At 66.0% G+C, this 25299-nt stretch carries 21 protein-coding genes; 9 read left to right on the forward strand and 12 right to left on the reverse strand.

Features of this window, described 5'->3' with window-relative positions; translation table 11 throughout:
- The first annotated feature begins 10 nt into the window (after positions 1-10).
- On the forward strand, positions 11-1384 hold the full coding sequence (gene phoH2 / locus AC4D2W_RS11820; protein ID WP_490927437.1) for an RNA 5'-3' helicase PhoH2: 1374 nt from the start codon (positions 11-13) through the stop codon (positions 1382-1384).
- Between the two features lie 18 nt (positions 1385-1402).
- On the opposite strand, the gene AC4D2W_RS11825 is transcribed toward phoH2, so the two are convergent.
- The gene (locus tag AC4D2W_RS11825; RefSeq protein ID WP_490927096.1) at positions 1403-2329 is read right to left on the reverse strand and encodes a DUF1206 domain-containing protein; all 927 of its coding nucleotides are present in this window, start codon (positions 2327-2329) and stop codon (positions 1403-1405) included.
- 135 nt (positions 2330-2464) lie between these two features.
- On the opposite strand from AC4D2W_RS11825, the gene AC4D2W_RS11830 reads away from it, so the two are divergent.
- Both AC4D2W_RS11830 and AC4D2W_RS11835 read left to right on the forward strand, forming a co-directional pair.
- Positions 2465-2977, forward strand: coding sequence for a prepilin peptidase (locus AC4D2W_RS11830; RefSeq protein WP_490927097.1), 513 nt, complete (start codon positions 2465-2467; stop codon positions 2975-2977).
- Positions 2978-2981: 4 nt separating this feature from the next.
- Positions 2982-3452, forward strand: coding sequence for an NUDIX hydrolase (locus AC4D2W_RS11835; protein WP_490927098.1), 471 nt, complete (start codon positions 2982-2984; stop codon positions 3450-3452).
- A gap of 91 nt (positions 3453-3543) precedes the next feature.
- On the opposite strand, the gene AC4D2W_RS11840 is transcribed toward AC4D2W_RS11835, so the two are convergent.
- The 5 genes from AC4D2W_RS11840 to AC4D2W_RS11860 form a co-directional block, all read right to left on the reverse strand.
- On the reverse strand, positions 3544-5307 hold the full coding sequence (locus AC4D2W_RS11840) for an MDR family MFS transporter (RefSeq protein ID WP_490927099.1): 1764 nt from the start codon (positions 5305-5307) through the stop codon (positions 3544-3546).
- Positions 5304-5975, reverse strand: coding sequence for a TetR/AcrR family transcriptional regulator (locus AC4D2W_RS11845; protein WP_490927100.1), 672 nt, complete (start codon positions 5973-5975; stop codon positions 5304-5306). Before AC4D2W_RS11845 ends, AC4D2W_RS11840 begins: the two co-directional genes overlap by 4 nt.
- Before the next feature lie 155 nt (positions 5976-6130).
- Entirely contained in the window at positions 6131-7552 is a 1422-nt protein-coding gene (locus AC4D2W_RS11850; protein WP_490927101.1) for a class II fumarate hydratase, read from the reverse strand.
- 109 nt (positions 7553-7661) lie between these two features.
- Positions 7662-8324, reverse strand: coding sequence for a carbonic anhydrase (locus tag AC4D2W_RS11855; RefSeq protein ID WP_490927102.1), 663 nt, complete (start codon positions 8322-8324; stop codon positions 7662-7664).
- A 35-nt stretch (positions 8325-8359) separates the two neighbouring features.
- Positions 8360-8944, reverse strand: a complete 585-nt coding sequence (locus tag AC4D2W_RS11860) for a DUF4245 domain-containing protein (RefSeq protein WP_490927103.1) — start codon at positions 8942-8944, stop codon at positions 8360-8362.
- A 165-nt stretch (positions 8945-9109) separates the two neighbouring features.
- On the opposite strand from AC4D2W_RS11860, the gene glpX reads away from it, so the two are divergent.
- On the forward strand, positions 9110-10150 hold the full coding sequence (gene glpX, locus AC4D2W_RS11865; protein ID WP_490927104.1) for a class II fructose-bisphosphatase: 1041 nt from the start codon (positions 9110-9112) through the stop codon (positions 10148-10150).
- 117 nt (positions 10151-10267) lie between these two features.
- On the opposite strand, the gene AC4D2W_RS11870 is transcribed toward glpX, so the two are convergent.
- Positions 10268-11116 carry a TspO/MBR family protein gene (locus AC4D2W_RS11870; protein WP_490927105.1) on the reverse strand — a complete coding sequence of 283 codons (849 nt, stop codon included), beginning with the start codon at positions 11114-11116 and terminating at the stop codon, positions 10268-10270.
- A 77-nt stretch (positions 11117-11193) separates the two neighbouring features.
- Here AC4D2W_RS11870 and AC4D2W_RS11875 point away from each other — a divergent pair, with 77 nt between their 5' ends.
- Entirely contained in the window at positions 11194-12222 is a 1029-nt protein-coding gene (locus AC4D2W_RS11875; protein ID WP_490927106.1) for a lipid II:glycine glycyltransferase FemX, read from the forward strand.
- 410 nt (positions 12223-12632) lie between these two features.
- On the opposite strand, the gene manA is transcribed toward AC4D2W_RS11875, so the two are convergent.
- The 4 genes from manA to AC4D2W_RS11895 all read right to left on the reverse strand — a co-directional run bounded on the left by manA (position 12633) and on the right by AC4D2W_RS11895 (position 17405).
- Complete coding sequence (gene manA, locus AC4D2W_RS11880) at positions 12633-13985, reverse strand: mannose-6-phosphate isomerase, class I (RefSeq protein ID WP_490927108.1); 1353 nt, start codon at positions 13983-13985, stop codon at positions 12633-12635.
- 74 nt (positions 13986-14059) lie between these two features.
- Positions 14060-15700, reverse strand: a complete 1641-nt coding sequence (locus AC4D2W_RS11885; protein ID WP_490927109.1) for an LCP family protein — start codon at positions 15698-15700, stop codon at positions 14060-14062.
- A gap of 8 nt (positions 15701-15708) precedes the next feature.
- Complete coding sequence (gene purE / locus AC4D2W_RS11890) at positions 15709-16236, reverse strand: 5-(carboxyamino)imidazole ribonucleotide mutase (protein ID WP_490927111.1); 528 nt, start codon at positions 16234-16236, stop codon at positions 15709-15711.
- Positions 16233-17405: a 5-(carboxyamino)imidazole ribonucleotide synthase gene (locus tag AC4D2W_RS11895; RefSeq protein WP_490927112.1), complete on the reverse strand. Its 1173-nt coding sequence runs from the start codon at positions 17403-17405 to the stop codon at positions 16233-16235. Before AC4D2W_RS11895 ends, purE begins: the two co-directional genes overlap by 4 nt.
- Before the next feature lie 187 nt (positions 17406-17592).
- Between AC4D2W_RS11895 and AC4D2W_RS11900 the strand changes: the two genes are divergently transcribed.
- A complete protein-coding gene (locus tag AC4D2W_RS11900) occupies positions 17593-18186 on the forward strand; it encodes a GtrA family protein (RefSeq protein WP_490927113.1) in 594 nt (197 codons plus the stop codon).
- On the opposite strand, the gene AC4D2W_RS11905 is transcribed toward AC4D2W_RS11900, so the two are convergent.
- Entirely contained in the window at positions 18164-18892 is a 729-nt protein-coding gene (locus AC4D2W_RS11905) for a TIGR03089 family protein (RefSeq protein WP_490927114.1), read from the reverse strand. The genes AC4D2W_RS11900 and AC4D2W_RS11905 overlap by 23 nt on opposite strands.
- 329 nt (positions 18893-19221) lie before the next feature.
- Between AC4D2W_RS11905 and AC4D2W_RS11910 the strand changes: the two genes are divergently transcribed.
- From AC4D2W_RS11910 to AC4D2W_RS11920, 3 genes are read left to right on the forward strand one after another with little or no spacing between them, the layout of a single operon-like run.
- Positions 19222-19752 carry a WhiB family transcriptional regulator gene (locus AC4D2W_RS11910; RefSeq protein WP_490927115.1) on the forward strand — a complete coding sequence of 177 codons (531 nt, stop codon included), beginning with the start codon at positions 19222-19224 and terminating at the stop codon, positions 19750-19752.
- A gap of 29 nt (positions 19753-19781) precedes the next feature.
- Positions 19782-23273, forward strand: a complete 3492-nt coding sequence (locus tag AC4D2W_RS11915) for a glycosyltransferase family 2 protein (protein ID WP_490927116.1) — start codon at positions 19782-19784, stop codon at positions 23271-23273.
- Positions 23273-25294, forward strand: coding sequence for a DUF5719 family protein (locus tag AC4D2W_RS11920; RefSeq protein ID WP_490927117.1), 2022 nt, complete (start codon positions 23273-23275; stop codon positions 25292-25294). The genes AC4D2W_RS11915 and AC4D2W_RS11920 overlap by 1 nt, the downstream gene beginning before the upstream one ends.
- Positions 25295-25299 lie beyond the last annotated feature (5 nt).

The following is a 25299-nucleotide window of genomic DNA, read 5'->3' on the forward strand; positions in this document are numbered from 1 at the left end:
TCCCGTGGCCATGTCCTCCTCCCCGCGAACCTCTTCCTCTTCCTCCGCCGCTACGGCGGCGGCCGCAGCAGCAGCGCCCGGTGCCGGCGGCGGACCGGCAGGCTACGTGCTGGACACCTCAGTGCTCCTCTCGGACCCGAAGGCCATCCTGCGGTTTGCCGAACACGAGGTCATCCTGCCGCTGGTGGTGATTACCGAATTGGAGAAGAAACGCCACGATCCGGAACTGGGGTATTTTGCCCGGGCGGCCCTGCGCCTGCTGGACGACCTGCGGATTGAGCACGGCGGGCTGAGCGTCCCCATCCCCCTGGGCGCCTCCGGCGGAACCCTGCGCGTGGAACTGAACCATGTGTCAGTGGACGTCCTGCCGGCGGGCATCCGGGGCACCGACAACGACAGCCGGATCCTCGCCGTCGCACGGAACCTGGCGGATGAGGGACGGAACATCACCGTTGTTTCCAAGGATCTGCCGATGCGGGTCAAAGCATCGGCCGTGGGCCTGAACGCCGACGAATACCGCAGCGACCTGGTCCGTGACAGCGGTTGGACCGGCGTCGTCGAACTGGACGTGGCCGAAGCCGACATCGACGGACTGTACGAGCATCATCCGGTGTTCATTCCGGCAGCCGCCGAGCAGCCGGTGAACACCGGCGTCGTCCTGCTCTCCAGCCGGGGCTCGGCCCTCGGCCGGGTGGGAGCCGACAAACAGGTGCGGCTGGTGCGCGGCGACCGCGACGTGTTCGGCCTGCACGGACGCTCAGCGGAACAGCGGCTGGCCATAGATCTGCTGATGGACCCCGAGGTGGGCATCGTCTCACTGGGCGGCCGGGCCGGCACCGGCAAGTCCGCACTGGCCCTCTGCGCGGGACTGGAAGCGGTGCTGGAGCGCCGCGAACACCGCAAGGTGGTGGTCTTCCGTCCGCTCTACGCCGTCGGCGGCCAGGAGCTGGGCTACCTGCCCGGCACCGAGACGGAAAAAATGGGCCCGTGGGGGCAGGCAGTCTTCGACACGCTCGAGGCCCTGGTTTCCAAGGAAGTGCTGGAGGAAGTCCTGGACCGGGGCATGCTGGAGGTCCTGCCGCTGACCCACATCCGGGGCCGGTCCCTGCACGACTCGTTCGTGATTGTGGATGAGGCGCAGTCGCTCGAGAAGAATGTGCTGCTGACCGTGCTGTCCCGGATCGGGCAGAACTCACGCGTGGTCCTCACCCACGACGTCGCCCAGCGCGACAATCTGCGGGTGGGACGCCATGACGGGGTGGCCGCCGTCGTTGAAACGCTCAAGGGTCATCCGTTGTTCGGGCACATCACCCTGACCCGGTCCGAACGCTCGCCGATCGCTGCCCTGGTGACCGAACTGCTGGAAGAGGGACAGATCAACTGAAACGCGGGCAGGGTCCCGTTACATCCGGCCGTAGCGGGCCCGCACCAGGGCAAAGAGTCCGTAGAAGATCAGGCCGGCGGCAATCACCGTCACGACGGGCGGGCCGGCGGGTGTGTCCAGGAGGCGTTTGAGGCTGCCGTCGAGTCCGGTGGACTGGCCGGGGCTGTTCTGGGCCGCGGCGAGGATAAACAGTCCGCCGGCCAGGATCAGGGAAATGCCTTTGGCGATATGGCCGGTGAGTCCCAGCAGGTCAATGACGCGGCCGCGTTTGGTGCCTTCGAAGTGCCGCAGTTCGCTGCGGAACTTGCGCCGGCTGCCCTTGTAGATGAAATAGATTCCGATGCCGAGGATGAGCAGGCCGACGGCGGTCAGCGCCGGCATGCCTGCCGGCGAGGCAAGGACGGTGGTGCTGAACTGTGCCGTGGAGTCGCCTGAGTCCCCGCCCCGGCCGCGGGCAAAGGCGGCGAAAGTCAGGGCAACACTGCCGTAGATCAGCACCAGTGCGCCCGAAGAGACCGCCTTGGACAGCCGCTTCCCCGCTGATTCCCGGCGGACCCGGACCGTGGCTTCCCCCAGCTGCCACAGGGCCAGCGCCGCGCAGGCGGCGAATCCTCCCCACATCAGGAGCGGCCCTGCGGCGGAAGCGGCCAGCGGACGCAGAGCACCGCTGGTGTCCGCGTCGCCGTATCCGCCCAGCACCAGGCGCAGGGCCACCGAACCGATCAGGATGTGCAGCAGTGCCATGACGGCGAACCCCGCGCGGGCCAGCACATTCAGCCCTTCACTGTTGGACGCGCGTTCCAGCGACGCGGCGGTGCTCTCCGACGGGTCAGTGCTCTCCGACGGGTCTTCCGGCGGAGTTCCGGAGGCGTTGCTTTCCGGCGGGGCTGTGTCTGCCTGATCTCCGGGTCGGCTGGGGACGTGGTGCTGCCGGCCAATGCTCATGCCGCCAGTGTATTCCGCAGCAGTCTTCGGAGCATCTTGCCCTGTTTTCTCCCCGGAGGTGCTTTTCGCAGAGGGTGTTTTCCACAACCGCGCCAGGGCGGGAAGAAGCGGAGGCTATGGCGTACCGTGAGGCCCATGGTGGGGATTTTGGGGGAGTACCGGTCGCTGGGCGGCGCAGCCTTCTGGGTGCTGTGCGCTGCCGCCGCTTACTTTGTGGTGCTGGCTGTGAGGCTGTCGGCGGCGGATGCTGCGACTCACCGCCTGCCCAACCGGATCCTGCTGCCGGCCTACCCGGTGTCCGTGGTGCTGCTCGGAGCCGCCGCGCTCGCGGCAGGGGATATGTTCCGGATTGCCGGGATGCTGGTGGCCGGCATCGTTCTGTGGAGCGCCTACTTCCTGCTGAGGTTCAGCAACCCCTCGGGCCTGGGATTCGGGGACGTAAAACTGGCCGGAGTCCTGGGCCTGTGGCTGGGATTTCTGGGCTGGGGACATGTTCTGGCAGGCACCTTTGCCGCCTTCCTCCTGGGCGGGGCATGGGGGATGTGGCTGATCCTCTCCAAACGCGGAACGGCTAAGACGGCCATTGCCTTTGGTCCGTTCATGCTGGCCGGTGCCGCGTTGGCCATGGCGCTGCCTGGCCTACAGTAGAACAATGCCTACGCCAGATTTTGTCCTGTCCCTGCGGAAAAAAATCGGCCACGAGCTGCTGTGGCTGCCGGGGATTACCGGCGTCGTCTTCAACGATGCGGGACAGGTGCTGCTGGTGCGGCGTTCCGACGACGGCCGCTGGACCCTGGTCACCGGAATGCTGGATCCGGGTGAAGAACCCGCGGCGGGAACGCTGCGGGAGATCCAGGAGGAAACCGGCGTCACCGCCGAAATCGAGCACCTGATCCACGTTGGTTCACACGGACCCATCACCTTCCCCAACGGAGACCGGTGCTCGTTCCTGAATGTGGGGTTCCGCTGCCGCTACCTCAGCGGCGAGGCGAGGGTGAACGATGATGAGTCCACCGACGTCGGCTGGTTTGCCCCGGACAACCTTCCCGAACTGAGCGAACGGCACCGCTGGCTGTTGGACCTGGCACTGAAGGCCGACGGCGTCCCCGCCTTCGCGCGCTAACGACTCGGACCTTAAAGGCCGTCGGCCCCGTCCACCTGGAGCGGAGAACGAGGCCGACGGGATCCGGCACGGGAACAACCGGTGGTTAGGGTTAGTGCTGGTCCGCGTCGGGGCGGCCGGTACCTGAGGCGGAGCCGCTGCCTGAGGTGGACCCGGTCCCTGAGGCGGAACCGGTGCCGGGCTCGGACGGGCTGCCCGAATCCGAGTCCGCCGCAGCGGAAGCCTTGCCGGTTCCGGGAGCTCCGCCCTGCAGAGCTGCCAGGCGTTCGGCCTCCAGCCGGTCCGCCTCGGCGCCGCCCACTGCCTCGCCGCGGGCCACCATCCCGGCCACGTCGGAGAGCGGAATCTGCTTCAGGAACAGGGCCAGCACCAGGGCGATCACCAGGAACGGGATGAGGTACCAGAACACCGGTGCCAGCGAATCCGCGTACGCGGTGACGATGCCGTCCCGGACAGGCTCCGGAAGGGCGTCCAGCGACGACGGCTCGAGCGTGGCGGTGGCCTGGCCTGCGGCGGCCGGATCGAATCCTGCCTTGCTGAAGACCTCCAGCAGGTTTTCCGACAGCCGGGAGGTGAACATCGCGCCGAAGATGGCTACGCCCAGGGACGCTCCCACTTCACGGAAGTAGTTGTTGCTGGAGGTGGCCGTGCCGATCTGGTCCACGGGCACTGAGTTCTGCACCACCAGCACCACCACCTGCATGATGTAGCCCAGGCCGGCACCGAACACGAACAGCTGGGCGCAGATGACCCAGACCGGGGTATCGGCGGACAGGGTGGTCATCCACAGCATGGCGGCGATCACCAGCACGGCGCCCATGATCGGGTACTTCTTGTACTTCCCGGTTTTGGTGATGGCCAGACCGGAGTAGATCGAGGTGCCCATCAGGCCCACCATCATCGGAAGCATCAGCAGGCCGGACACGGCGGCGGAGGTGCCGGTGGACATCTGCAGGAACGTCGGCACAAAGGCCAGGGCTGCGAACATGCCCATACCCAGGGTGAAGCCGATGGCGGTGGCGTTCACAAAGATCGGGTTCTTGAACAGGCTCAGCGGAATGATCGGATCTTCGACCCGGCGCTCGATCATCACAAAGAGGAAGGCAGCAGCCAGCAGGCCGGCACCGAACGCCAGGGTCAGCGGATCCGTCCAGCCGTGGTCGTCGCGGCCGCCGAAGTCGGTGAAGAAGATCAGGCAGGTGGTGGCGATGGAAAGGGAAACGACGCCGCCCACGTCAATGCGCTTGGTGGCCTTCTTAGTCGGCAGCGTGAGGGTGAAGAACGCAACCAGGAAGGCGATGATGCCGATCGGGATGTTGATGTAGAACGCCCACTGCCAGGTCAGGTGATCCACGAAGAAGCCGCCGAGCAGGGGGCCGGCAACGGCGGAGAGGCCGAAGATGCCGCCGAGCGGGCCGAGGTACTTGCCGCGCTCGTTGGCCGGGACAATGTCGGCGATGACGGCCTGGGAGAGGATCATCAAGCCGCCGCCGCCCAGGCCCTGGATGGCGCGGAAAATGACGAAGCCCCAGAAATCGGTGGCAAAGGCACAGCCCACCGATGCCAGTGTAAACAGGGCAATGGCGAACAGGAAGAGGTTGCGCCGGCCCAGCACGTCGCCGAACTTGCCGTAGATCGGCATCACGATGGTGGTGGCCAGCAGATAGGCAGTGGTGATCCAGGTCTGGTGCTCGACGCCGCCCAGCTCGCCCACGATGGTGGGCATGGCGGTGGACACGATGGTTTGGTCAAGGCTGGAAAGCAGCATGCCTGCGATCAGCGCGGAGAAGATGATCCAGATGCGTCTCTGGGTCAGCAGCAGCGGCTGGGAGCCCTGCGTGGCGGTGGCGGTCATGAAGGGTCCTTGGATGAGGGATCGGTCAGGGGGGATGCGGAGGTGAACACCTCGTGCATGGCGTTTACGGCTTCAGTGAGTATCTGGCGGTACGGACGTGTGTTTCCCGGCGCGAAGAAGGCCGGTCCGGCGCGCTGGCCCAGAGCGGTGACCAGGGCCAGGGCGGCCTGGATCCTTGGGTCGGAGGGCGGCAGGCCCTCCCGGGCTGACAGGATGGCCGCGAAGGTGTGCTCGGCTTCCTGCGTCCCGTACATGACTCTCTCCAGGAGACGCGGCTCCGCGGCAACGGCAAGCTTGAGCTGCACCATCTGGTCCCGGGACATGACCATCCGGTCCATCATCTCTGCGGCGAAATCCACAAAGTCGGACAGCAGGGAGGAAGAAATCCGGCCCGGGTCGGAGCCGGCACCGCGGGCAATGAACTCCTCGGCCAGATCAGCCGGGATTTCATCTGCCGGGGAGCCGAGGACGGCATCTTCCTTGGCCGGGAAATAGTTGAAGAACGTACGCCGGGAGATGCCGACTTCCTCGCAGAGTTCCTCCACCGTGTATCCGGAAAAACCGCGTTCCGCGGTCAGGATACGGGCCGCGGTGATGATGGCCAGCTTGGTGGCGCTGCGTTTTCGTTCACGGAGGCCGCCGCCGTCGCTACATGCACTATCAGTCACAGAGTAAAGTTTTGCACCCTGAAGACTGAAGTGCAATTCGCAGCGGGGTTGCCGCAACGCAGCAGGGCACCCGGCCCACCGGCCGGATGCCCTGCTGATGCCGTCCCGCCGTGAAGGCGGAAGACGTGCGGTGATGCTGGAGAGATGCTGCGGAACTAGGCCTGCGGGGGCTTCGTCATCGACAGCACATCCAGGGCTGTGTCCAGCTGCTCCACGGTCAGTTCGCCGCGCTCCACGTAGCCGAGTTCCTCGACGGCCTGGCGGATGGTCTTGCCTTCCTTGACCGCGTACTTGGCGATCTTGGCGGCGTTCTCGTAGCCGATGTACTTGTTCAGCGGAGTCACGATGGACGGGGAGGCCTCGGCCAGGTAGCGGGCGCGCTCCACGTTGGCCTCAATGCCGTCAATCATCTTGTCCGCCATGATCCGGGAGGAATTGGCGAGCAGGCGGATGGATTCGAGCAGGTTCGAGGCAATGACGGGGATGCCGACATTGAGCTCGAAGTAACCGAAGGTGCCCGCCCAGGCGATGGCGGCGTCGTTGCCCACCACCTGTGCGGCCACCTGCATGACAGCCTCGGAGATGACCGGGTTGACCTTGCCCGGCATGATCGAGGAGCCCGGCTGCAGGTCGGGGATCGCAATTTCGCCCAGGCCGGTGTTGGGGCCCGACCCCATCCAGCGCAGGTCATTGGCGATCTTGGAGAAGGAGACGGCGATGGTGCGCAGCATGCCGGAAACCTCAACGAGGGCGTCGCGGTTGGCCTGAGCCTCGAAGTGGTCGCGTGCTTCGGTCAGGGGCAGGCCGGTGTCCTCGGCGAGGATCGCGATGACGCGCTGCGGGAAGCCGGCGGGGGTGTTGATGCCGGTGCCGACGGCGGTGCCGCCCAGCGGAACCTCGGCGACACGGGGCAGGGATGCCTGCACGCGCTCGATGCCGTAACGGACCTGCGCTGCGTAGCCGCCGAATTCCTGGCCCAGGGTCACCGGGGTGGCGTCCATCAGGTGGGTGCGGCCGGACTTGACGACGTCCTTGAATTCCACGGCCTTGCGCTCCAGCGAAGCGGCCAGGTAATCGAGGGCGGGGATGAGGTTGTTCATCAGGGCCGACGTTGCAGCAACGTGAACGGACGTCGGGAAAACGTCGTTGGAGGACTGCGAGGCGTTGACGTGGTCATTCGGGTGGACCGTGGTCTTGCTGCCGGCCTCCGCCAGGGCGCGGGTCGCCAGTTCGGCCAGGACCTCGTTGGTGTTCATGTTCGAGGACGTGCCGGAACCGGTCTGGAACACGTCGATCGGGAAGTGGTGATCGTGGATTCCGCTTGCGACCAGGTCGGCGGCCTTCTCGATTGCCCGGGCGCGCTCGGCGTCGAGCACTCCCAACTCGGCGTTCGCAGTGGCTGCGGCCTTCTTGATCCGGGCCAGTGCCTCGATGTGGGCGCTGTCCAGCGGCTTGCCCGAGATGGGGAAGTTTTCGACGGCGCGCTGGGTCTGTGCGCGGTACAGGGCGTTGACCGGGACCCGGACCTCGCCCATGGTGTCATGTTCGATGCGGTATTCAGGAGTGTCAGAAGTCATGGTCCCAAGCCTAGTATCCGCAGCGCCGGGGCAGAAACGCGCCGTCACGCGGGGAGCGGGGCGGAGCCCCGGCGCCGGGATTCGGGACTTGGGACTGGGGGCCGGGGACCTAGGAGATGCGGGAGCGTACGACGGCGGGGTGGGTGAGCGCGCCGTAGCCGGACACGAGATCCGCTGCGCCTTCGGCCAGCCGGTAGGACACGCCGACGACGGCGGTGCGGCCTTCTTCGACGGCTGCGGCGATGATCGAGGAGCTCTCCACCAGGCGCTCAGCAGTCTGCTTGGTGTGCTCCACCACCATGTCGTTGACCTCGGTGAGCCCGTTGCGCTGGGCAGTCAGGACCGAGGGCGTGATGCGCTCTACGAGGTTGCGCAGGTGGCCGCCGGGCATTTCGCCGGTGTCCACGGTGCGCTTGGCTTCGGTCACGGCCCCGCAACTGTCATGGCCGAGGACCACGATCAGCGGTACGCCGAGCTTGGCGATGCTGTATTCCAGGGAGCCCAGGACGGCGTCGTCAATCACCTGGCCGGCCGTGCGGATGACAAAAGCGTCCCCGAGGCCAAGGTCAAAGATGATTTCAGCGGCGAGCCGTGAATCCGAGCAGCCGAAGATGACGGCAAACGGGTTCTGCTCGTGCACGAGCGAACTGCGCCTGTTGGCATCCTGATTGGGGTGGGAGGACGTGCCGGCAACAAAGCGGGCATTGCCTTCATGCAGCGTCTGCCATGCCTGGGCCGGGGTGGTTATTGCGGTAGCAGTGGGTTCATTCACAATCTTTACCATAACCCCCGTGCTGCAGTCGGTGCTTATTCTTTACCGAGGTCCCGGACCACTGCTTCGGCAAGAACATCAAACTCGGCGAGGTCGGCTTTTCCGGTCAGGACCACGGTCAGGCCGTCCTTCTCCAGCACCATGCTGGCTTCGCCTTCGGGGGAGTCCCGCAGCTCCCAGGTCTGGCCGCCGGCGGTGCGCTCCCCGGCGACGCTCGCATCGCCGGAAACCTGTGCGATCCAGGTGGGATTGCCCGCGTTGGTCTCCGAGAGGCGGATAAAGGCGGTTTCAGGCGTGAGATAACCCACTTCCCAGACCGGAACGCCGCTGCTGTTGGATGCTTCCCAGCGGGCGTAGTTTGAGCTCCAGCCCTCGGGAAGTTCGGGCGCCAGGGGAGCATAACCGGCGTCGCCGGCTGCCTGATTGGCGATCGCCGGGACGTCCACGTTGAGGGTCTGCATTTTGGGGGCGGGGTTCAGCAGCACCGGAACCAGCACCAGCAGCACGGTAATGCCGGTGGCAATCAGCATCCCAATCACTGTGGCATTGGCACGTTTGGCCTGCTTGGCGGTCAGTACCGGGGTTACGGGCGTCTCTTGGTCCTGCTGCTGCTCACTCACCTTTCCATGATCCCTTATCCGGGCCTCCAACTCCTAGTTGGGCCGGTAACTGCCTCATCTTCATTGCGGCGGCGCTGGCGGTGGCGCGGACCACTCAGACTATGATCGGAGCAAGGATCATCCGTTTCTCATAATCGGCAAACGGTTCGCATCGAAATTTCAAAGATGAGGTTAGACGTGTCCAAAGGCGCTCAGTACTCCACCCTTTCCCCCGCCCTGGCAGTCGGTGACGACGAGCCGGACCGGAACCTGGCCCTCGAACTGGTCCGGGTCACCGAAGCTGCTGCCATTGCCGGCGGCCACTGGGTGGGCTTCGGTGATAAGAACTCGGCAGACGGCGCCGCCGTCGACGCCATGCGCTCCCTGATTTCCACGGTGCACTTCAACGGCGTCGTGGTCATTGGTGAAGGTGAAAAAGACGAAGCTCCCATGCTCTACAACGGTGAGCACGTGGGTGACGGCACCGGCGCACTGTGCGACGTCGCCGTGGATCCGATCGACGGCACCCGCCTGACCGCCCTGGGCATCAACAACGCCCTTGCCGTGCTGGCCGTGGCAGAACGCGGCACCATGTTTGATCCCTCCGCCGTGTTCTACATGGAAAAGCTGATCACCGGACCCGAAGCTGCCGACATGGTGGATCTGCGCCTGCCGGTCAAGCAGAACCTGCACCTCATTGCCAAGGCCAAGGGCAAGAAGATCAACCAGCTCAACGTCATGATCCTGGACCGTGACCGCCATAAGCCTCTGGTGCAGGAAATCCGCGACGCCGGTGCCCGCACCCGGATGCTGATGGACGGCGACGTTGCCGGCGGCATTGCCGCTGCCCGCGAGGGAACCGACGTCGACGCCCTGATGGGAATCGGCGGCACTCCCGAAGGCATCATCACGGCCTGCGCCATCAAGACCCTTGGCGGCGTCATCCAGGGCCGGCTGTGGCCCACCTCCGATGATGAGAAGCAGAAGGCCATCGACGCCGGCCATGACCTGGACCGCGTCATGACCACCAATGACCTGGTGACCAGCGACAACTGCTACTTCGCCGCCACCGGCATCACCGACGGCGACCTGGTCCGCGGCGTGCGCTACAAGAAGGACCGCGTGCTGACCCAGTCCATCGTCATGCGTTCCAAGTCCGGAACCATCCGCGTGGTGGACGGCGAGCACCAGTCGCACAAGTGGGAGTCCTACGCCCGCCTGAAGTAGGCCGTACCGCAACAAGCAGAAGAAGCCCCGGAACCAGCAGGTTCCGGGGCTTCTGTGCTGTCGCGGCCAGGGAAATTGTCCGAGCCAAGGGTTGTCGAGGCCAGGGGTTGTCCGGCGCTAGGCGAGGGCGGGGGCTCCCGAGCGGATCCGGTTGCGGCCGACAATCCGGTAGGCGACGGCGGCCAGGGCAACGACGGCGGCCGCAGCCACCGCCGCAACGGCCGTACCCGTGGAGAGCAGCTCGCCGTTGAGGCGGGACACGGCAATCCAGGACAGCCCCCAGACGAGCGCCGCCGCAGGGGCCAGACGTCCCCGGCCGTAGGCGGCCAGTGCCACGCCCAGCGCCGCGACCACTGCCAGGATGGCGATGGACCAGACCTCCGGGGCGAGGCCGAAGCCGTCGAAGCCGGCGTCGGTCAGTGCTGCTGCCGTGTTGGCGCAGGTGGCCACGGACACCCAGCCCAGGTACAGGCCCAGCGTGCCGTCCACCACCACCGCTTCAATCCAGTTGGCGGCGGGGGTGCGGGAATACCGCGCAAAGCATGCCGCGAGGACCACGAGCAGGGCAGCGATCACGAGGACGCTGACGGCCACCCAGCCCGCCTGGACGCTCAAAATCCAGGCCGCGTTCAGGAGCAGTGACGCCGCAACCAGCCAGCCGAGGGACCGCTGGCGTTCGGAGCTTCGCTGGGAGGGAAGCCACTGCCAGATCGTGTAGGCGCCGAGTCCGGTGTAGATCACCGACCAGATGGAGAAGGCGCCGCTGGCCGGGGCCAGATAGGTGGCGTCGGCATTCAACGCACCGCCGGCCGCCTCTGCAATGGGAGTGCCGCCGAAGACGCCGACGCCAATCATTGAGCCAACAATGCAGATTACAAAGCAGACGGTGACCGTGAGCTGCCGGGACAGGTCCGAACTTCGGGGACCGGAGACCGCGGAGCGGGTGCCGGGGGTTGAAGGAGTCATAGTCGAGGGTAACAAGTGGCCGGGACCACAGGGGAGGCGCAACGGCAGGTCCGTGAACCCCCGGTAGGCTGGAAAGCATGACACTGCGCGTTACACCCTGTTCCGATTCCGCCCGCTGGAATGAAACCGTCAATGGTTTCAACGGACATCCGCAGCAGTTGTGGGGCTGGGGCAAGACCAAAGCAGAACACAACTGGAGTGTGGACCGTCTGCTGGTTGCTGACGAGGACGGCAAGACCGTGGGCTCAGCCCAGGTGCTGCTGCGCCGTCTGCCGTTCCCGTTCAAGGCGCTCGCCTACATCCCGCGCGGCCCGCAGTCAGTCCCCGGCCGTGAGCTCGAGGTCCTCGGCGCGGTCAGCGACTATGTCAAGAACGCACACGGCCCGGTGGCGCTGAGCATTGAGCCGGACTGGGACGCCGACGGCGAGATTGCCGCCGGTCTGCCTGGCGCCGGGTTCAAGGCTTCCCCCAATACCATCTTGATTGGCCGCACCCTGATCCTGGATCTTTCCCGGACGGAGGATGAACTGCTTGCGGACATGTCCAAGAAACACCGCCAGTACATCCGCAAGTCCGGGCGGGAGGCGTTGGAGTACCGCCGCGTGACGCGGGACGAGATTTCCAAGTGCCTGGCCGTGTACAAGCAGACGGCCGAGCGCGCCGGGTTCGGCATCCACGAAGACGGCTACTACCTGGACATCTTCGACAACCTGGGCGAGGACTCGCCTGTGTACGCAGCTTTCAGCGGGGACGACGTCGTTGCCTTCCTGTGGCTGTCCACCAGCGCCTACACCTCCTTTGAGCTTTACGGCGGCATGACCGAACAGGGCGAGCACCTGCGCGCCAACTATGCGCTGAAGTGGCACGCCATTCAGGAGATGAAGGAACGCGGAATCACCCGCTACGACTTCAACGGACTGCTCAATGACGGAGTGTCCAAGTTCAAGATGGGCTGGGCCAAGCACGAAAACCAGCTCGCAGGCACCTGGGACAAGCCGCTGTCGCCGCTGTATCCGGTCTTCACCACGGCACTGCCGGTGGCCAAGAACGGGCTGCGGAAGGCACGCGGCCTCGCGGGAGCGGTCAAGGCCAAGATCCGCCGCTAGCGCGCTGCAGGGATTGTTGCGTTCGTGGGGCTTGGTTCCTTCGACTGTCGCATTCGTGCCGGAATCGAGCGTGTATTGCGGCGTCGTCCCGACACTCGGCGGGCGGGTGGGGACAGTTCGGTGCGGGTGGGGACAGTTCGGGGCGGAGGGTTGTCCGCGCCCGGTGCGGTCGGCGGTCGCCTGCCGTAATTGCTCACCTCATGCGGCCGCAGGCATCCTTTGGGCAGGTAATGGGGTTTGCCGAGATCCTTCGTGCAGGTCAGGGGCCTATTTGCGCCCAAAGGACGGGTTTGAGCCCGTGATCTGCCCAAAGGATTCGCGAAGCGGTGCTGAGAGCCCGTGATCTGCCCGAAGGATTTGCGAAGCGGTGCTGAGAGCCCGTGATCTGCCCGAAGGATCAGCCTGAGCCGCTAGATGTCCAGGCGGGGTTCCGCGGGATCCGCCAATTCGGCATCAGCGGAGCCGACCGTCACCGCGAAAGCCAGTGCGCCGTCGTCGTGCTGGGCGGAATGGGCCGACAGCTTGGCAATTACCGGCGCCTCGGCGGACGGAATGAAGGCGCTCTGGCCCGTCTCCAGCACCAGGTCGCCCTTCGGGGAATCCAGGACAACGGTGCCGCGCACCACGATGACCACAGTGGGTCCGTTCTGCAGCACCGACACGTCGGAGCCTGACATGGAAGCCGCGGGGGAGTAGCCCTCGCCCAGATCCGAGGCCCGCTGTTCCAGTTCGATCCGCTGCAGGGCAAACTCGCTGAACGGCGGCCGGTACAGCTCCTGTCCCATCTGCGTGAAGACCGGTTTCAGCGACGGGACACCCATCGGACGGAAATCCACCGTCTTGAGCAGCTCCGGAACATCAACGTGCTTGGGCGTGAGTCCGCCGCGCAGCACGTTGTCGGAAGAGGCCATGACCTCGATGCCCAACCCGCTCAGGTAGGCATGGACGTTGCCGGCGGGCAGGTACACGGCCTCGCCGGGCTGCAGGGAGGCTCGGTTCAGCAGCAGGGAGAGCAGCACCCCGGGATCCCCGGGGTAATAGGCATTGAGCTCCACTGCTGTGGCCAGCTCCTTGGCATACGGTTCCAGCAGGTCGGCCGCGGCCTCCTCCAGCGCCCCGGCGGTGACCTCAACTGCTTCACGGACGTCGCTGCCGCCGCTGATCAGCGTACGGAATACACTCTGGAGCCGGTCTGTAGCGGGATGCCCGCTGGACAGCTCGTCCACGGCCCAGGACAGCAGAGCGGGAACGTCCGTTCCGCCGGCGGAAACGGCACGCACGGCAGTCCGGAAGATCTCCGCCGCCTGGTCGGGTTCGCGGAAACCGCAGAGCGCCTCGAACGGCGTCAGGGCAAAGATCATTTCCGGCTTGTGGTTTTCATCCTTGTAATTGCGGTCCGCCGCGCCCCGGTCCAGGCCCGCGGCCTCCTCGGCGGCGAAGCCGGCACGGGCCTGCTCCTGGCTGGGATGGACCTGCAGGGACAGCGGAGAACCGGCTGCCAGGACCTTGGCGAGAAAGGGCAGGACCCCGCCATAGGTTTCAGCGGTCTCCCGGCCGAGCATCTGCTGCGGGTCCGCCGCAATGAGCTCATCCAGTGTTTGCGCGTCCGGCACCGGGGGCACCAGGGCCGACGGCGCTCCCGGGTGGGCGCCGATCCACAGCTCCGCCTCGGGCGAGCCGGAGGGCTCCCGGCCGAAAAGTTCCGCCATGGCAGTGAGCGAACCCCAGGCGTAGGGCCGGAGGGTGTTGTTCAGCAAGTACATGGCTCTCTTTTCAACAGGTTGTGGGACTGCGTGGGACCGTCTGGGCGACGGCTGCGGATCAGGGGCTGGTCCGCTTAGCCGGGGGTGCAGTCTCCGTTGTTGTTCAGCAGGGTCGCCAGCGTGGCGTCGTCCTGAATCTCCGCGAGGTACTGCAGGTATTCCTGAGTAATTTCCTCCTGTTCGGGCGCCGACGGCGCCGGTTCAGCGATCTGTCCGGTTTCCGTCCCGAGGTCGGTGCTGTCCGTTTCCGGTTCCGGCGCAATCTCCGGTGCTGCGCCGCCGTCTTCTGCGGCGGGAGCTTCGGCCGGAGCTTTGGCCGGTTCTTCGGCGGGCTTTTTGGGCTCTGCTTCCTGACCGGCAATCATCGCGGCCACACGGGTCCGGATTTGATCGAAGTCCGGATAGGTCACAAAGTTGTCCTCTGCGGTGCCGAAGTCCGGCGGGCCGATGGTTAGGCGCTCCATCTGCTGCGACTTCGCCTTCAGGGCCAGGTCAAGGAAGCTGCCGAGCTGGTCCTGCGGGATGTCTGTCTTGACGATCTGCTGTCCGGCCGAAGCAATGGCCTGGAAGCGGGTCAGGAGCGTAGCGGGGTCCAGCTGCGCCACCATGGCCTGCTGGACGCACTGCTGGCGGGCGATGCGGTGGTAGTCGGTGACGAACTCCCGCGAGCGGGCATACCAGAGGGCCGTATAGCCGTCCATCTTCTGCGTGCCCGGGGCAATCCAGCCGTCCGGCGGGTAGTGCCGGTTGGTTCCGGGGATTTCACCGGCCGTGATGGGAACCCACCCGCCGGCGTTGACGGTGATGCCGCCCATGGCATCGATGAGTTTGGAGAAACCTTCCATGTCCACAATCACATAGGCCTGAACATCCAGGTCCAGGATGCCGGACGCGGCGTCCATCATCGCCTCGGCGCCGGGATCGGCCGAGTCCGGGTACAGGTCCTGATGGTTCTCCATCACGTTCTGGTAGAGGCTGTTCAGGATGCAGTCGTCGCCGCAGTTGTAGCCGTCCGGGTAGACCTCCGCCAGGGGGGAATCCTCCGGGAACGGAGCGTTCTGGAAGTTGCGGGGAAGGCTGAAAGTAATGGACTTGCCGGTCTTGGCATCAACGCTGATGACGGACATGCTGTCCGGGCGCAGCCCGGTGCGGTCCTCGCCGGCGTCGCCGCCCATCAGCATGAAGTTGTAGCGGCCGTCCACAGGGTCAAAGGAGGGGCCGGAGGAGAAAATGCTGCCGAATGCGTTCCGGCTGACATTGAGCATGTAGGCGCCGTAGGCCAGGCCGCCGCTGGTGCACACCACCAGCGCCGCCAGCATGCCGGCGATCAGGGGACGCACCCGTCTCTCCAGCAGGGGCGGCCGGATGATGCGCAGGGTATTGAGGAACAGGAAGGCCCAGCCCACCGCCAGCAGGGCCAGGATCACCATGAGCAGGAAAGAGGACCAGCCGTTGGTGAGAAGGTTCACCAGCATGGCGCGGTTGGTCAGGGCCAGCACCAGTGCAGCTGCGGCAAGCGCCCAGACCGTGAAGGTTACCTGCAGGGCCCGGCGGCCGAGTTTGCGGTTGCCGGCCACAACCTGGGCTGAGCCGGGCAGTACCAGTGTCAGCAGGAGAAGGATGAAGGCCCGTTTGGTGCGTGTGCGCGGCGGTGCCGACTGCGGATTCCGGACCGGGTCCGTCAGCATGGCGTCGGTGTTGTTCCTCGGGTCCATGGAAGGCCCTAGTCGCTGACCGTAACAGAGGTGCGCAGCTTGGCGCCCTTGGCCAGTGCCGTCTGGCGCAGCCCGGAGGCAAAGTCGAGCAGCTGCTGCTGAAGTTTGGCCGCCAGCGGGTCGGTGCCGGCGGCCAGCATCCGCACTGCCAGCAGTCCCGCGTTGCGTGCCCCGCCAATAGAAACGGTCGCCACGGGGATGCCGGCGGGCATCTGCACGATCGACAGCAGCGAATCCATGCCGTCCAGGTGCTTGAGGGGAACCGGAACACCGATGACGGGCAGGGGAGTGACCGCTGCCAGCATCCCGGGCAGGTGCGCGGCGCCGCCGGCGCCGGCAATAATCACCCGCAGGCCGCGCTGGTGGGCGCGCTGGCCGTAGTCGATCATCTCCGTGGGCATCCGGTGGGCGGACACGACGTCGGCCTCATACGGGATGCCAAACTCGGCCAGGGCCGCGGCAGCGGCGTCCATGACGGGCCAGTCGGAGTCCGAGCCCATGACGAGTCCTACCAGGGGGGTGTCGCGGATGCTCATGAATTCTCCTTCTGGGAATCGGAACCGTCACGGAGGATGGAAGCTGCGCGATCAGCGCTGCTCCGCACCCGGGTCAGGTCCGCAGCGCTGCGGCCCACCACGTTGACATGCCCGATCTTGCGGCCCGGTCGGACCGATTTACCGTAATTATGGATTTTGGCGGCCGGCTCGGCAGCCAGTGCAGAAGCATAGCTGCTGAACAGATCCGAATTTGCGCCGCCAAGGTAGTTCTTCATGACGACGACGCCGCCCAGGACATCGGTTGCGCCCAGCGGAAGGTCCAGGACGGCCCGCAGATGCTGCTCAAACTGGCCCGTGACAGAACCGTCCATGGTCCAGTGGCCGGAGTTATGGGGCCGCATCGCCAACTCGTTAATGAGGAATCCCTCGCCCCGTCCGGGTGTTTCGAACAGCTCAACGGCCATCACGCCGGTGACGCCAAGCTCCGAGGCGATCCGCAGGGCGGCCTGCTGGGCGGCCTCCGCCACCTGCGGGTCCAGCTCCTGGGCCGGGGCAATGACTTCATCGCAGACGCCGTTGACCTGAATGGAATGCACCACCGGCCAGGGAAGCGCGGTGCCACCGGGGGTTCGGGCAACCAGGGCGGAAAGTTCGCGGCTGAAAGGCACTTTTTCTTCGGCCAGAAGCGGTTCACCCGTGAACCAGTCGGCCGCTTGGGCCGCTTCATCAGCGTCGGCAATGATCCGCACGCCCTTGCCGTCGTAACCTCCGCGCGGGGTTTTCAGGACCACGGGCCATTCCGCGGCCTTGGCGAAGTCCACGAGGTCCTCGACGCTGGACACCGCTGCCCAGCGCGGATTGGGAAGGCCCAGCCGGTCAACGGCCGCCCGCATGACCAGCTTGTCCTGGGCATGGACCAGGGCGTCCGGCGAGGGCTGCACGTTCACTCCTTCGCCGGCCAGGACGCGCAGGTGTGCTCCGGGCACATGCTCGTGGTCGAACGTGAGCACATCCACGCCAGCTGCGAATTCGCGCAGCGTTTCCAAATCGGTGTAGTCACCAACCGTGGAGGAGGCGACGGCGGGCACGGCGGACACGTCAGGGCCCTCGGCCAAAACTCGAAGTTCGAAACCAAGGGCCACTGCTGCGGGGGCCATCATCCGGGCCAGCTGGCCACCGCCGACGACGCCAATTATAGGAAAGGTCACAGCATTAGGTTACCGAAAAGTTACCGCAAACCTCTTTTGGCCGGAGGGGTTCCTCCTGCGTGTTCAGGGAACTCCCAAAATACGGGAGTAATATTGGTTCTTACCGTCTGCCTGTCCATACGCAGCGGATTACTGTGTCCAGCTTCGGCAATCCCGGCCGGCGGCGCACCAACGGCCTCGGAGGATCATGTTTTCATCACTGTCTGCGCGTATCAGGGGCTTGGCCTCGCTGTTTTGGCGGGAAGTAGCCAAGTTTGGGACTGTGGGCGCTTTCGCCTTTGTTGTGGACAACGGGCTGTGGTGGCTCCTCTACCACGGACCCCTGGAAGGCAGTGCCACCAAGGCGCGCATCATCAGCGCCGTTGTGGCAACTTTGTTCTCGTGGGTGGCAAACCGCTTCTGGACTTTCCGGCGCCGCCGCCAGAACAATGTGAGCCGCGAACTGGTGCTGTTCCTCATTATTAACGGCGTAGGCATTGTCATATCCAGTGGTTTCACCTGGGTGGCCCAGTACCCGATGGGCATCACCGACGCGAAATGGCTTGGCTTCGCCGGCATCGTGGGTATTGGCGTGGCCACCATCCTGCGGTTCTTCGCATACCGTTTCTGGGTTTTCAACGCCGAGCTGGATGAAGAGCCCGGATTCCAGAAAGACTACGAACTGCTGGACGAAGACTCACCGAAGCAGGCCGGAACCCGCGGCGCTGCCAACCGCACCGCAGGCCGCGCATCCGGTGAGCCTCGCCTCAAGAGCGAATCTACGCCTCCAGCTGCGCCGTAACCTTTTCGGCAGCCAGCAGGCGGTCCGTCAGTTCGACGCCGGCCCCCGCGAGCACCACCGTTCCGCCGGCAGCCCATACGCGGAGCGCAGCTGACAATACCTCCGGCAGGTCCGCCGCCGCGGAAACCAGCAGCGTCTGTGCGCTGCCGCCGTCGGCTGTTTCGGCCAGCTGCGCGTAAGTCAGGGTTGTGCCGGTTCCCAGCGAACTGTGCAGGGCAGTGTATCCATCTTCGGCGTCGTCCCCGCCCGTATAAGTGTCTGCGTAGCTGCGCACTTCGGCCGCGTAATCCACCGCAGCGGCGGGAAGTTCCCCGGACCAGCGCAGCTCCAGCGCGCCCGGTGCCACTGCCACAACCGTCCCCTCGGCTGCGTCCAGCACCTGCTGCGAGTCCGTGACCGTAACGTCCGCGGCAGCTGTGCCGGCGGGCTCGTCACTGAGAACCACCGTGCACCCTGTCTGCCACGAGGCCAGGGCCCACACCAGAGTTTTCCAGTGCACCGGAAGGTCCAGCCGGATCCGGATGCCCGGTTCCGCGTCAAGTTCATCAACCAGCAGGTTTGATGTCTTGGCCACCCAGTTGTCCAGCACCTTGCCGGAGAGCTCAATCCGCTCAGAATTCGGACCGTACCAAATGAGTGCAGGGGAGGTTGCCTGATGGGTGCGCAGTGTGGACAAGATGGCGGGAACGGTTTTTTTGCCGGTCATGGGGGCTCTTTTCTGTGATGATTGCGGTGGAATGCTGCCCTGCGTGTGAGGGAAGCGGGCGCTTGGCCGCCCCGCACCGAATTGTGACGTGAGGGCGCCAGCCGCGACGCGCCGGTAAAAATGGCGGTATTCCGGGCGTGGCGTGCCCGGGTTCTGAGGTCCCGACTCTATAAGATGCCGAAACAGCTTGACGGCATCGTATTACACGCGTGTAATTAGGTATCGGATTTGTTCCAGCAATCCACCACAATATGCATTCCACGCAGGCTGATTGTGCCTGGCAGGGCTCAAAGATCCGCTGCAGGGACAATAACACCGGGAGGACTTCCATGGGGCAGGCAGAATACACACACGACCAGTCCATCGCCGCGCAGGCATCCGCCAGCTACGGCTCTCGAGGCGTGCCCGTGGACTGGTACGTGGACCCCGCGGACCCGGGAGCAGCAGAGCGTTACCGCCGGGACAGCGCAGGGCTGGAAGACCAGGCCACTGCCTTCCTGGCCGCCCATGAAGCCCTGGCTCCGGACACCGAGGAAGCCGATCTGCTGGATCCGCCCGTGGCACTGTTCTCCACCCCTGCGGAGAAGGACACCCGGCCGGTCTGGATCGGACTGCCCGGCCTTAGCGATTACGACGACGGCGAACTGGGATGGCAGTCGGATGCGCTCTGCGCCCAAACAGATCCCGAAGCCTTCTTTCCGGAAAAGGGCGGCTCCACCCGCGACGCGAAAAAGGTTTGCGCCGCCTGCAACGTGCGGTCCCAGTGCCTGGAATACGCGCTGGCCAATGACGAGCGGTTTGGCATCTGGGGCGGGCTTTCCGAGCGGGAACGCCGCCGGCTCCGGAAGCAGGCAGTCTAATTCCTTCGCACTTCCGCGTTTGTGCCGTTGTGGTTGCCCACAACGGCGCGCACTACCTCCCCACCACGCTTGAGTCGCTGGCCGGACAAACCCGGCCCGCTCAGCTGTACGTAGGCGTGGACGCCGGTTCCACCGACAATTCCGCTGCGCTGCTTCGCCGCGGGCTGCCGGCCGGCAGCCCCGTTGCAGCCGCCCCTCCGGGCGCCGGATTCGGGGCCGCGGTCCGGGCCGGACTGGCCGAGCTTTCAGCGCCGGATCCGGCCGCGGGAACCGTGGACTGGCTCTGGCTTCTCCATGATGATTCAGCCCCCGCCCCCCAGGCACTTGAAGAGCTGCTCCTGGCCGTGGAGCGGGCACCGTCGGTGACGATCGCCGGCACCAAGCAGGTTGACTGGAACAACGACCGCCTGCTGGTGGACGTGGGGCTGTCGATCAGCCGGTGGGCGGAACGCCTCACCCTGATCGACGCCGATGAGCTGGACCAGGGCCAGTATGACGGGCGCAGCGACGTCTTCGCCGTAAACTCCGCCGGCATGCTGGTGCGCCGTGACGTCTGGGAAGCGCTGGAAGGGTTCGACCCCGCACTGCCCGGCTCCGGTGACGACGTTGACCTCTGCTGGCGGAACCGCCTGGCCGGGAACCGCGTCGTCGTTGTGCCGGCCGCGAAGGTGCGCCACGCCGGCAGCCGACCCAATACCGCAGCCTCCGCCCGGGTTTCCCGGCGGGCCGAGATTTTCCTGCGGCTCAAGCACGCGCCGCTGTGGCAGGTTCCGTTCCTGGCTGCCGGAGCGGTGCTGGGCGGTTTCGGCAGGCTCTTTCTGGGCATGCTTGCCAAGGACCCCGGCTACGCCTTCGGTTCCCTTGCCGCCAGCGTCGGTGCGGTGCTGCGCCCCATTGACCTGTACCGCTCCCGCCGCTGCGCAGCAGCTACCCGGATCCGGTCGCGCAAGGCGGTCCGTTCCCTGCGGGCCCGCCGGCGAGAGGTGCGTGAACACCACCGCTCACTCTTTGAGTCTTCGGCCGCTCCGTTTTCGGCGCCGGGAGCGGTGCCCGCGCCGCCGCCTGCCGAGCCTTTGCTTCCCGGTGCATCCAGCCTGGATCCCGCTTCGCTGGAGCCCACCGGTGATCTCCATGATGATTTCGTCTCCCTGGCACCGGCCCGGTCCTGGACAGGCACCGGCGCCGTAGCTGCTGTGCTGATATTGCTGGCTGCCTCGCTGGTTGGCCTGTACCGCCTGATCGGGGCATCCGCTGTGGCGGGAGGCGCGCTGCTGCCGCTCTCCGGCAGTCTCGGAGATATCTGGTCCAACGCCTCGGGATGGTGGATTGAACTCGGCTCCGGCTTCCCGGGGCACGGGGATCCCTTTGACTATGTTCTCTGGCTGCTCGGAGCGGCCGGACTCGGAAACACCAACACCGCCGTCGTCATTCTCCTGCTGACCGCCATGCCTCTGGCCGGACTCACCGCCTGGATTGCCGCCGGAGCACTGACCGGCCGGCGGGGCCTGCGCTTCTGGGCTGCACTGCTCTGGGGCGGAGCGCCTGCTCTGCAGGTTGCTCTGGGGGAGGGCCGGCTCGGAGCGCTGCTTGCGCACATTCTGATGCCACTGCTGGTGCTGGCTGTGATCCGTGCTGTCGGCGCTGCCCGGAGTGCGGAACGGAACGAGCCGCGCCGGGCCCTGGGTCCGCACCCCGGCACCGGCAAGCAGCCCAGCTGGGCGGCCGCCGGTGCCGCCGGGCTCCTGCTGGCTGCCGTAAGTGCCTCCGCACCGGTACTGCTCGTGGTTGCCGCGGTTGCGGTGCTGCTGCTGTCCATGCGCCTGGGACGACGGGCGCGCACGCTGTGGTGGGCCCTGATCTTGCCAGCGGTCCTCCTGCTTCCGGTTGCCGTGTCCACGCTGGATAACCCCCGTGCCCTTGCCGCGGATCCCGGGACGCCGCTGGGTTTCGACGCCGCCGCGCTGTGGCAGCAGCTCCTGGGTTTCCCCCTGGCCTTTGATGTTCACGGCACTCTGCCGCTGATGGATACGGCCGGGCCCTGGCCGCTGGTGGTTGCGTTGGTGATCGGCGCTCCGGTGCTGTTCCTTTCGGCTGCTGCACTGTTTTCCGGTGCCCGGGCACGATTTGCCCGGCTGGCCTGGATCCTCAGTCTCACCGCCCTTGCCGTGAGCTGGCTGTCCGCGTTTGTTGCCACCGGTGCCGCCCCGGGCGAGCTGGTGACGCCTTTCCCCGGCCCGCTGGTCTCCGCCGTCGTTTTCCTCCAACTGTGCGCGGCCCTGTTGGCCGGCGATGCACTTCTTCGCGCCGGTCCGAAGCGGAAGATCAGTGCTTCGGGCAAGATACGGGGTGTGCGTCCCACAGCAGTCCTGCTGGGTGTCGTGCTTGTGCTGGGCCCCGTTGCAGGCCTGGTCCTGTTCAGCGGTCCACTAACCACAGGTACCGCAACGGCACAGGGTATTGGCGGCGCCCTTGGGGCTGAACCGCTGGTGTCCCCGGCCGCCGAACGGACGCTTCCTGCCACCGCTGCGGACCGGGGCAGCAGCGACGAGCGCACCCGTACCCTGCTGCTGCAAACCGACGACAACGATGACGTCACAGCTGCCCTGATGCGCGACGGCGGGACCACCTTGGACAGTCTGTCCACCGTTTACGCCGCGCGTTCCATCACGGGCCCGGCCAACGGCGAAGAACTTATCAGCGATGACGCTGCTGCAGCGGATCTGCGCCGTGCAGTGGCAGTCATCACGGCAGGCGCCGGCTCCGACCCCCGTGCGGAGTTGTCCCGTCTGGGGGTTGGGTACGTGGTCCTGCAGGAATCCGACACGTCTGCCGAACTGCTGGCGGACAAGATGGATTCCGTTCCGGGCCTGGCGTCGGTGGGGCAAACCGGCTCCGGCTGGCTGTGGCGGGTTGTCGGCCAGCTCGACGAGCAGGGCACCGAGGCGCTGTCCGGTCAGACGGGCAGAGTCCGCATCCTTGCCGCTGACGGCAGCGTTGAAGCGGTGGTTCCGTCCGAACGAACCGCTGTCAGGACTTCCATTCCTGCCGGATCCGAGGGCCGGATGCTGGTCCTGGCCGAACGGGCCGATCCCGGCTGGGAAGCCACACTGAACGGGGTGCCGCTAAAGGCGACAGCGGAAGACTGGACCCAGGCATGGGAGCTTCCTGCCGAAGGCGGCGAGCTGGATATCGAGTACGCCGTCGTGTGGGAGCCCTGGCTTGAGGCCGCCCAGATCCTGTTCCTGGCGCTCACGGTGCTTCTGGCTGTGCCGATCCGTGCACACAGCGGTGCCGTTCGGCTGCCCGGACTGCAGGGGCCCGTGCGCAGCGAACCGAAAGCCGCGGCGGAGGCCGGCACCGCAACCGACGCATCCGGGGCAGCCGTGGCGGTTGCTGTGGAGCCGGATTCCGAACAGGCTGTTCCCGTTGGCGCAGAAGAAGCAGTAACGGTTTCCGCTGGCGGCGGGGCTGAGCAAGTCAATGCATCCGGAAACTCCGGCGCAACGGAAGGACAGCGCTGATGAGCCGCAAAGATAAATCCACCGGACGCCGGGCCCGGAAGCAAGCGAGTGGATCGCCTGCGCCGCAGAGTGAGGCAGTAGCGGACGGCGAGGCCGCACCGGTTGATGAAGTAACGCCGGACAGTGAAATAACGCCGAACAGCGAAGCAGCCCCGGACGGTGAAGCAGCGCCGGAAAGTGAAGTAACGCCGAACAGCGAGACCGCACCGGCTGATGAAGTAACGCCGGACGGTGAAGCACCCCTGGAGACCGCCGGAACCGACCAGACTGCGGAAGACGCCACAAAGACCAACGGATCCCATGAGGAGACCGGCAAGACTTCGCTGTTCGAAAAGACTGTGCCGATCGAAAAGACTGCGGCTGAGGAAAAGGCCGCGGCTAAGGAGGAGCCTGCAGCCAAGGAAAAAGCTGCAGCAAAGAAAGATACTCCGGAGCGCCGGGTGGAGCTGCTCGTCCGTCGGAAGCGTCGCCGGCAGCAGGCCGGCACCGCCGCGGCTGCTGTCCTGGTTTTAGCCGCAGGTGGTGCCGTAGTGGGCGGGTCCCTCGCGGTTGATCCCGGCAGCGCGGGCAAATCCGTGCAGATTCCCGCCGCCGATGTTCCTGCCGCACCGCTGACTGCCGTCTGCCCTGAACCGCTGCGCCTGCTGGCCGGCAGCGTGGCCGGAACGGATCCCCAGTTCAATCCGGTGTCCGGGTCTGCCAAAACCTCGCTCAGTGCCGTCGTTCTCAGCGGTGCAGGCACCCCCGTTCCGACCTCTTCGCTGCTGAAGGCGGACGGCAGCACTGAACTGAAAACAATCGCCGAGGACGCCCCGGATGCCGAGCCGCTGGCAGGCGTGCGAAGCGCAGGCATTCTGGGCAACTTCCCTGTTGGTGAGGTCTCTGTCCTCAGCGCCGAACCGTCCGGGACACTGCAGGCAACTGCCAATGCCGTGGTGGGCTTCTCCGCCGGGGACGGGGATCTTGCCGGTCTTGCCGCAGCAAACTGCCAGACCCCGGGCAACGATATGTGGATCATGGGCGCTCGGACGACGGTGGGGGCCACCGCAGTGCTGCGCCTGACCAACGCATCGGAGAGCGCCGCCACGGTTGACCTGGAACTATACGGTTCGAAGGGCCGCGTGGAAGGAACCGGTACCCGCGGAATCCTGGTGCCGCCGGGGCAGACCAAATCCATTGTGCTGGCAGGCCTTGCGGCAAACGAACCGGCCCTGGCTGTTCGGGTGCGCAGCTCGGGCGGTCCGGTAACTGCGTTGGTGCAGCAAAGCATCCTCCGCGGCCTGACGCCCGGAGGAGTGGAACTCATTCAGCCGGCGGCCGCTGCGGCTCCCCAGCAGGTGATAACCGGGGTGCGCATCCAGGATCCGGCGGCCACCAAGAAGCTAACCGCAGAACGCGGCTATGAATCAGCTGCGCCGGCCGTCCAGGTGGCCGTACCCGGCAGCACCAACGCGGTGGTTTCGGTGAGGGTCCTGGGCACGGGCGGGGAGGCCCCGCTTCCCGGCGGCGGCGTCTTCACTGTTCCTGCCGGCAGCGTAGGCCAGCTGCCCCTGGACGCCCTGCCCGAAGGGACCTACGCCGTGGAGGTTACCGCGGACGTGTCAGTGACAGCCGACACCGTGACCAGCCGCGGCAGCAAAGCTGACGCACCGGTTGACCTTGCCGTAGCACCGGCCGGAGAGCGGCTGGGCAGTGATCATCTGGCAGTCCTGCCCCCGGATTCCGTGTCTGACCTGAGCTTTTCGGCTCCCGCCGGTGCCGCCGAGGTGCGCCTGACCGGGGTTGCCGCGGACGGCAGCCTCGGGGCCGAGCAAATCATCAGTGTTGCTGCGGGAACCACTGTCACCATGCCTGCTGCCGGCGTCGGCCCGGGTCTTGCCGCTGTGCTGATTAATGCCACCGGCGACGCGGTGTATGGTGCGCAGGTCCTCACCGCCTCCAAGGGCGACGGGCTCTCCGTGCTGCCGCTGCCGAAGGGGAGCGTAGGCGGCACCAGCGTCCCGGTGGGACTGGGCTACTAAGGCCG

The sequence above is a fragment of the Arthrobacter sp. TJ-58 genome (assembly GCF_058269295.1).